The sequence below is a fragment of the Hyella patelloides LEGE 07179 genome, assembly GCF_900659865.1.
Classification (GTDB): domain Bacteria; phylum Cyanobacteriota; class Cyanobacteriia; order Cyanobacteriales; family Xenococcaceae; genus Hyella; species Hyella patelloides.
In genome coordinates this window covers 1-8719 of the sequence record NZ_LR214054.1, presented here as the reverse complement: position 1 = coordinate 8719, position 8719 = coordinate 1, and the positions used below count along the sequence as shown (strand labels likewise).

General features: G+C 37.9%; 4 protein-coding genes and 1 pseudogene. 2 read left to right on the top strand and 3 right to left on the bottom strand.

Annotated elements, in window-relative coordinates; translation table 11 throughout:
- Window positions 1-211: pseudogene (locus H1P_RS38590) on the top strand (transposase); the annotation flags it as partial.
- A gap of 301 nt (window positions 212-512) precedes the next feature.
- On the opposite strand, the gene H1P_RS28140 reads toward H1P_RS38590, so the two are convergent.
- Both H1P_RS28140 and ppk1 read right to left on the bottom strand, forming a co-directional pair.
- Complete coding sequence (locus tag H1P_RS28140) at window positions 513-2381, bottom strand: two-component system response regulator (RefSeq protein ID WP_186376189.1); 1869 nt, start codon at window positions 2379-2381, stop codon at window positions 513-515.
- A gap of 70 nt (window positions 2382-2451) precedes the next feature.
- Entirely contained in the window at window positions 2452-4584 is a 2133-nt protein-coding gene (gene ppk1 / locus H1P_RS28135) for a polyphosphate kinase 1 (protein ID WP_144873973.1), read from the bottom strand.
- A 422-nt stretch (window positions 4585-5006) separates the two neighbouring features.
- On the opposite strand from ppk1, the gene H1P_RS28130 reads away from it, so the two are divergent.
- Window positions 5007-7505 carry a branched-chain amino acid ABC transporter ATP-binding protein/permease gene (locus H1P_RS28130; protein WP_144873971.1) on the top strand — a complete coding sequence of 833 codons (2499 nt, stop codon included), beginning with the start codon at window positions 5007-5009 and terminating at the stop codon, window positions 7503-7505.
- A 375-nt stretch (window positions 7506-7880) separates the two neighbouring features.
- On the opposite strand, the gene H1P_RS28125 is transcribed toward H1P_RS28130, so the two are convergent.
- The gene (locus H1P_RS28125) at window positions 7881-8441 is read right to left on the bottom strand and encodes an MFS transporter (RefSeq protein ID WP_186376188.1); all 561 of its coding nucleotides are present in this window, start codon (window positions 8439-8441) and stop codon (window positions 7881-7883) included.
- Window positions 8442-8719: the final 278 nt, after the last annotated feature.

Genomic DNA, 8719 nt, shown 5'->3' with positions numbered 1-8719 from the left:
AGAAAACCAATTACATTGGGTTCTAGATGTGGAATTCAGTGAAGATAATTCGCGAATCAGAAAAGATAATTCTCCTGAAAACTTAGCAGTTATAAGACATATAGCTTGAAATTTGTTAAAACAAAACAAAGATTTTAAAGGTAGTATTAAAAGTCAGAGAAATCGAGCAGGATGGGATGATGGTTATCTCCTCAAAATCCTCAAAAATTAAATTATGAATTGCACAATTAAATCATAAATTGAACGGAAGCTTACTCTTCTTAGTCTCTCTTATCTTGACTTTTTCTTTTTTGGTATAAGTTGTGTCGATCGCGACTTAAAATCCAAAAAAATGCAGATATTAAATTTAATTTGAGGCTATTGAACTTCTTCAATCTCTTTTTCTGTCTAGCTTTTGAAATTTAGATGCGTTTGCCCTGTCTCTATGGATGCGCTTACTATTAAAGCAAATGTGCAGTCTATATTATTATTTGTTTCATCCCTCAAATCAGCAACGCCATAAATAATAACTGTTAAAAAGTACTCCATAATAACAGTTCTTCCAAAGCTTTGGGGTCTAATACTTTTGAAATTAAAATTCCCTGACCGAATTTACATTGTAAATCTTTAAAGTACTTAAGCTGTTTGTTAAATCGCAAATTTTTTACAATTACAGGAACATTTATTTGACGAGATAAACTAATTAACTGTTCGCAAAAATAAATATCATGCTCTTGAAAATTATAGTCAGACTTTTCTTGAGTGTCTTGTTGTAATAAATTACTATCAATCTTTACTCTGCTAACAGAAAAACTAATTAGGTAGGTTAAAGCTAAATAAGTTAAAGGAGAATGACCATACCCAAAATCACTAATACCCACACCAACCCTAGACTCTTTTAACTCATTTAAGTACTTAATCGTTAATTCAGGATTTTGATAGATTGCTTTTTCAGGCATTTCTAGTTGTAAATCTTCGCCTTTAATACCTGTAGCGTCTATAATTTGTTTGATTTTTTTGACTAAATTTGGTTGATGAAATTGAGCAGGAGATAAATCAATACTAACTTTGAGATTCAAGTCATGTTCTTTTTGTAATTTAACAATAGTTTTACAAGCTTCTAAGATTACTAAATCCCCCATTGGGATAATTAAACCTGTTTCTTCTGCTGAAGCGATAAAACTAGAAGGAAAAACCATTCCTTTTTGGGGATGATTCCAACGAATAAAGGCTTCTAATTCGGTAATTTTTCCTGTAGCAAGAGAAATAATAGGTTGATAATGAACGATAAATTCATTATTGTCAATTGCTCTTTTAAGTTCTGCTTCAATATCGAGCTTTTTCTTATTATAACCTTTAAATAAACTATGTTTTTTGGTATCAAAAATTTGATATATAGTCTGATTTTTTGAGACTTGCATTGCTAAGTTGGCATCATGTAAAAGATGATCGACTTCTAAATATTGTTGATTTCCCAAGGCAACACCAAGACAATTACTTACCTTCATTTTTTCTTCTTGAATATTAAAAGGTTGCTGTAGTTTTTCTTGAACGTTTTTAGCCAAATCTTTAATGATTTTAAGTTCGGTAAAAGAATCTACTAAAATAGCAAAGTCATCTCCCTCAAAACGGCTAATACAGGCAGATTCAGAAAAACAAGTAGTAATTTGATTACTCAATGCAATTAAAAATCTGTTTGCTTCGATGTAACCATAGTTATGCTTGACATATTTAAAGCGATCGCATTCTAATAAGAAAATCGCATACTGATAGTTATTATTACTTTGTTTTTGCTTAATTGCTTTTTTGACTTTAGAAATAAAAGCGTTACGATTGGCTAAACCAGTTAAAGAGTCTTGTAATGCCTGACGGATCATGGCATCTTGAACTTGTTGACGCTGGTTAATTTCTTGTTGTAATTTTTGATTGGTGACTTCTAATTCTTGAGTGCGTTCTTTAACTCGATCTTCTAATTCTGTATTAAGTCTAATAATTTCGGCTTTAGCCGACTGAATAGTTAATTGGTGTTCAATTCTAATAATTACTTCTAAGCTATTGAATGACTTAGGAATGTAGTCTACTCCACCGACATCAAAGGCTTTTTGCTTATCAAAAACATCTTCTAAATTACTGAAGAAGATCACAGGAATTTGCTGAGTTTTCTCAGAAATTTTTAACTGTTGACAAATTTCATAGCCATCCATTTCTGGCATTACAATATCCAACAGAATAATATCTGGCCACTCCGCTTCTGCAATGGTCAAAGCTGTCGCCCCATCTAAAGCGCAACGCACGGCATAACCTTCATCTTGCAATAGCTTAGATAACAGCCTTAAATTGGACGATGTATCGTCAACAATCAAAATATTCGCTTTGTGATATTGATTAGCAGATGTTTCCAAGGTCAAAACAAGCAAATTACAAGCTACTACTTTTAATTTGCCCGAAAAGCCAGTTTAATTTACTATTCACCTAGTTATTTTTGAGAGATCGCTTTGTCATATTCATTAAGACATTGTGAGTACTTTCAGCCTGATTATCTTCGGTAGGTTTTCTTTGAACATAAGTACCGTCGGCTTGTAATTCCCATGCTTGACGATTGTCTGCCAACATAACTCCTAAAATTTCTTGTAAATCCTTGATCAGATGTTCATCCTCTACAGGGGTAACCGCTTCCACCCGACGACTCAAGTTGCGTGTCATCCAATCAGCACTACCAATGTAAACTTCTTCTGAGCCATGATTCTGAAAATAGAAAATACGAGAATGTTCTAGAAAACGACCGATGACACTAATAACGCGAATATTTTCGCTGATTTCGGGAATACCTGGACGTAAACAGCAAATACCACGAATAATTAGATCGATAGATACTCCTGCTTGGGATGCACGATAAAGAGTTTCAATCATTTGTCCATCCACTAGAGAGTTCATTTTTGCTACGATTCTTCCTGTCTTACCATTGCGACAATGTTCGATTTCCCGTTCGATCATCGCCACCATGCGATCGCGTAAATTAACGGGAGCGACCAATAACTTGCGATAGGACTTCTGACGAGAATATCCAGTGAGAAAATTAAATAAATCAGTCAAATCCGCCCCTAAATCATCTTTACAGCTTAATAAACCAAAATCTGTGTAGAGTTTTGCTGTTTTTGGATTGTAGTTACCAGTACCAATATGAACATAGCGACGAATTTTATTTGATTCCTGTCGGACAACTAAAGCAACTTTGGTATGGGTTTTTAAACCAGTTACCCCATATACTACATGAACTCCCGATTTTTCGAGCTTTCTTGCCCAATTAATGTTATTTTCTTCATCAAAACGAGCTTTTAACTCCACTAGCACCACTACCTGCTTATCATTTTGGGCTGCTGCAATCAAAGCTTTAATGATAGGAGAATCCCCTGATGTACGGTAAAGAGTCATTTTGATGGCTAAAACATCAGGATCGCTAGCTGCTTCGGTAATAAAGCGTAATACTGTACCACTGAAAGAATTATAGGGATGATGAACTAATAAATCTCCGTTACGAATGATCCGAAATAAATCTTCTCCATCTTCTGGTAAACGTTGTAACTTTTGGGGTAATACCGATGACCAAGGTTGATCTTTTAAATCAGGAAGGGGTAGAGACAAAAAAGACATTAAGTCTCCTAACCCCAATAATCCGTCAAGATCGTAAACATCATTTTCTTCTAAAATTAACTCTCTAATTACAGTCGAACGAATATCATCAGGAACATCGGCTTGAATCTCCAAGCGAACTGCTGAACCACCCATGCGTCGTTTATGGAGTTCTTTTTCAATTGCTAGTAACAAGTCATCCGCTTCATCTTCTTCTACGGCTAAATCGGCATTACGAGTTACTCTAAAAGCATAAGATTCTTGAATATTCATCCCAGGAAAGAGATACTCTAAATTGTGGGTAATTACCTGTTCGATGGGTACACCAGTCCAAACACCTGTTTGACTTCGATGTCGCTGACGTAATTCTTCTGGTAGAGGAATAAAACGGGGTAATACTTTGGGAATTTTTATTCTGGCAAATAACTCTTCGTCGGTTTCAGGATCTTTAACCACCACTGCTAAGTTCAGACTGAGATTAGAAATGTAAGGGAAAGGATGGGAAGGATCGACGGCTAAAGGCGTTAAAACTGGAAAAATATGCTGTTCAAAAAAATCGTTGAGGTAATTGCGTTGTTCTTGATTGAGATCGACATAGTGTAATAAATGAATCCCATTAGTAATTAATTTTCGTTTCAGAACCTGCTCAAAATGCTGATGCTGTTTAATCACCATCGGTCGCAAGCGATCGCCAATAGCCTGTAACTGTTCCGCTGGAGTAAGTCCATCAAGGCTTAATTTGGTTACTCCTGCTTCTACTTGCTGTTTTAACCCTGCTACGCGCACCATAAAGAACTCATCCAAATTAGAGCTAAAAATACCGAGAAACTTTAATCTTTCTAGTAAAGGTGTACGATCGTCTAGAGCTTCATGGAGTACTCGGCGGTTAAACTCTAACCAACTCAGTTCACGGTTGAAATAGTATTGAGGATCGCTGAGAGTTACTTGTTTTTTAGTCTTTTTAGCGGTAGTCATTGGCAGACGATTAGGAGTTTCTTAGTCATAAGTATAGATAAATATAGAAGGATTATTTTCTCAATACTCTAAATCTGATAATTTTAATGAAGTTGTAAGCTTTTAAAAACAAGTTTAATACTGTAAGTTAGAGTGACACAATTGAATGTAACTACGTCAAAGAATCTTCAATCTCTTAAAATATTTTGACGGGAGGAAATGCTCTGGTCGCCAGAGCATATTCCATTTATCCAAGAGATGGGGACTCCCGTGTTGACCAAAAGCTCCCTTGCTATAGGCTACAAGCTATAAGCTAATTGACATCAGAACATCACAACTCCTATACGGGTAAGACATTGCCTTGCGCCTACCACTGATATAATGGCTCTCTAATTTAATTTACCCTACCCACTAAATACTCTCCACTAAATACTCTATTATCTATGCGCTATCTCTATTGGTTAGGATTAATAACTGTTGTCTTTTTAACTGTATTGATTGCTCCCAATACTTATTATTTATATACGATCGGCACGATCGCCATAACTACCTTAGTGGGTGTCGGTTTAAACATTCTTACTGGACTCTCAGGACAGATTTCCATTGGTCATGCTGGCTTTTTCGCCATTGGTGCTTATACAGGTTCTTTATTAATGACCAAGCTGCAATGGAACTTTTGGCTAGCTACGGCGATCGCAATTATGACGGCTGCGGTAACGGGAATAGCTTTAGCTGCTCCTGCATTGCGGGTAAAAGGGCCATACCTGGCAATGGTAACAGTTGCTTTTGGCATTATTATTGAGCGAATTTTAATCGAGTGGGTAGACCTGACAGGAGGTTTTGGCGGGATTTTTAATATTCCCAAACCGATGTTGTTCAATTTACAACCAGCTTTACGAGACGTAGTTTTACTAGCGTGGATTGCAGCCATCTTAGCTTTAATGTCTTTTGCTGCTCTGAAAAGTCATCCTTGGGGAAAGGCTTGGCAAGCAGTGCGAGATGATGAAATTGCTGCTACCGCTTTGGGTTTAAATGCCTTGAGAATTCGCTTGATGGCTTTTGCTGTCTCGGCTGCGTTTACTGGGTTGGGTGGGGTTTTCTTTGCTTCGATTGTGGGATTTATTAGTCCTGATAGTTTTAACTCCCATCGTTCTATTTTATTTCTCTTGGTAGTTATTCTGGGTGGTTTGGGAACAATAGCAGGAGCGTTAGTAGGTGCGATCGCTTTAGTGATTTTTCCTGAGTTATTGGGCAATTTTGCCGAATATCAGCTTTTAGTTTTTGGTATCTTACTTTTACTAACTCTTTGGCTGACACCAGAAGGGGTAGTGAGCTTTTTTGTAAAGCGTTTGCGTCGCTCTAATCCTGTATATCCCCCAGAAATGTCTTTAGAAGATCTACCAGCATTGGTAGTCAAAAATCAAAACGATCTGCCACTAGAAGTCAAGCAAATGGCAATTAGTTTTGGCGGAATTAAAGCTGTCAATAACGTAGATTTGGTAGCTCAGTCGGGAACTATAACCTCTGTAATTGGGCCTAACGGTGCTGGTAAAACCACCTTACTCAATCTTTTAACTGGTTTTTATCGTCCCGAATCTGGTAGCGTTTATTTAGGCAAGCTCAATTTAACCAATCAAAATACCCCAGATATAGTTCGTGCTGGCTTGAGTCGTACCTTTCAAACCACTCGTCTGTTTAATTCTCTTTCGGTATTGGACAACTTGCAAGTGGCGTGTACTGGAGACAACTTAGGTAACATTTTGACTGCTTTGCTGGGTAGGGGTGAAAAGCAACAATCTTCTACAGAAAGCAAATTAAAGGGATTGCTAGCTTTTATCGGTTATCGAGGAGATATTCATGCTCCTGCTGATAGTTTGTCTTTTGGCGATCGCCGTTTGGTAGAAATTGCCCGCGCTTTAGCCACCAGCCCTCAAGTATTACTACTAGACGAGCCAGCAGCAGGATTGGCACAACAACAGCGAGATTGGTTAGCAAAGTTGTTTCGTCGTCTGGCAAATGCAGGAATTAAGGTAATTGCCATCGAACACGACATGAATTTGGTAATGCAGATTAGCGACCGCGTTGTGGTTTTGGATCGAGGTCAAGTAATCTGTAGTGGGACACCAGCCCAAGTACAGAGCGATCGCCGAGTTTTAGATGCTTATTTAGGAGTACAGAGCGACAATCTCAATCGTGCTTCTACTAGCTCAACAACCCCAATCCTAACCGTGGAAAACCTCGTAGCAGGATATGACAAGTTACAGGTTTTACAAGAAGTTTCCTTGGAAGTGCGCCAGGGAGAGTTGGTTGCAGTTATTGGAGCTAATGGTGCGGGGAAAACCACCCTACTTAAAAATATTGCTCAGTTGCTTCGACCTCAATCAGGAAGAGTTTTGTTTCGAGATCGAGATTTAAGGAAACTAGCTCCCCAGAAACTATCCAGTAAAGGTATTGTCTTGATTCCCGAAGGTAGACAGGTATTTAAGGAACTAACGACGATCGATAATCTACGCTTAGGAGCATTTTATCGTCGTGATTCCAAAATAGAAACAGATATCGATGCCATGTTCGATCGCTTTCCTGCCTTAAAAGTCCTGCAAAATCAACAAGCTGGCTTACTTTCAGGAGGAGAACAACAAATGCTAGCGATCGCTCGTGGCTTGATGGCTAGACCGCAAATTGTGCTTTTAGATGAGCCTTCTCTGGGATTAGCACCACAATTAGTGGCATCTCTCTATGAAACCTTGGCATCCCTATGTGATGAAGGTATCTCAATCTTATTAGTAGACCAAATGGCTCAATTAGCCCTTTCGGTTGCCCACCGCCTCTACGTGCTAGAAACAGGAAAAATTATTCAAGCTGGTACGCCAGAAGAGTTGAGTCGAGATTCTAGAATTATTGATTCTTATTTAGGAAACTTGCGATCGTCAGAAAAGTTTTAACTCAGTTTACTTTCAACTCGCATTATGGTAGTTTTTGTTCTAAATTACTAGACTCCACCTGCAAATTTTCTAAAATTCTAAATCCTAACGTTAATCCTCTGATTCATGGCAATCACTAAAGCTACGATAACGTAGGTTGGGAGAATCCGATTCCGTTTTTCTTGGCTCTTGGGAACAGGAGATCGCCTGTTCCCGAGCTTTTGAGTCCATCACTAATTCGAGTGCTGAAAATAAGTCACCTGATTGGATTTTCGGAGAAACTAGAGTCAATTTTGGAAGTTGCATTCAGGTTAGTTCAAACAAACTTCTATTTACTCATATTTTCTGCTTAAACGAATAGTATTGCCCTAATACCCATAAGCCTAATCCGACACTCTATATTTCGCTCTTTTCTATTTGACTTAGTTGAGGTAATTTATAACCCACAATACCAATTAAAAACATAGCAAGTGCCGAAATTACATACAATAATGCCATTCCTGAACCTGGATTAGTTCCAAAAATAGGAGCAAATAGAAAATTTAAAATATTTGAGGACTGCATAGCTGGTTCAAATAGGCGATCGCTTAACAGTCCTGCTATCAATGTAGCGATCGCACCTGGGATCTTCAACATTAGAGAAACAGCAGCAAAAACTCGCCCTTGGAGTTCTGGAGGTATAGCTTCCATCCACAATGCAGTTTCTGAACTACCCAATAAAGGATAGTTTAGAGAGGAACATAATTGAGCAGGTATCCAAACCGTAAGATTTTGACCTAATCCAAATATTATTTTGGCAATACCAGCCCCCATAAATCCGACCAGCATATCATTTACACGCCGTTTTGTACCGCCCCAAGTACTTAAAATTACAGCACCAATGACTCCTCCAATACCTGCTGCGGAGAAGATAGCACCTAAAACCTGGGAATTACTGCCAGAGCGAGCTAATATCATTGAGCTAAAGATCGCTGCACCCAAGTTGTTAGCAAACCAAAACGAAGCTGTAATTATCAGTAAAGGACGTAAGTTAGAACTTTGCCAAATATAGCGAATGCCAAAGGTAATTTCTTGCCAAAAACTATCGCTCCTATGAACTATCCCACTAATAATAGATAAAATAAGAAGGTTGTAACTAAACGACTGAAGATGCCAGGCAAATTTGAGGGATTAAATGACCTAGAGTGGAAGCTATTTCAAGATATTTTTCCTAAAAAGAAAAATTCCGAAAAGCG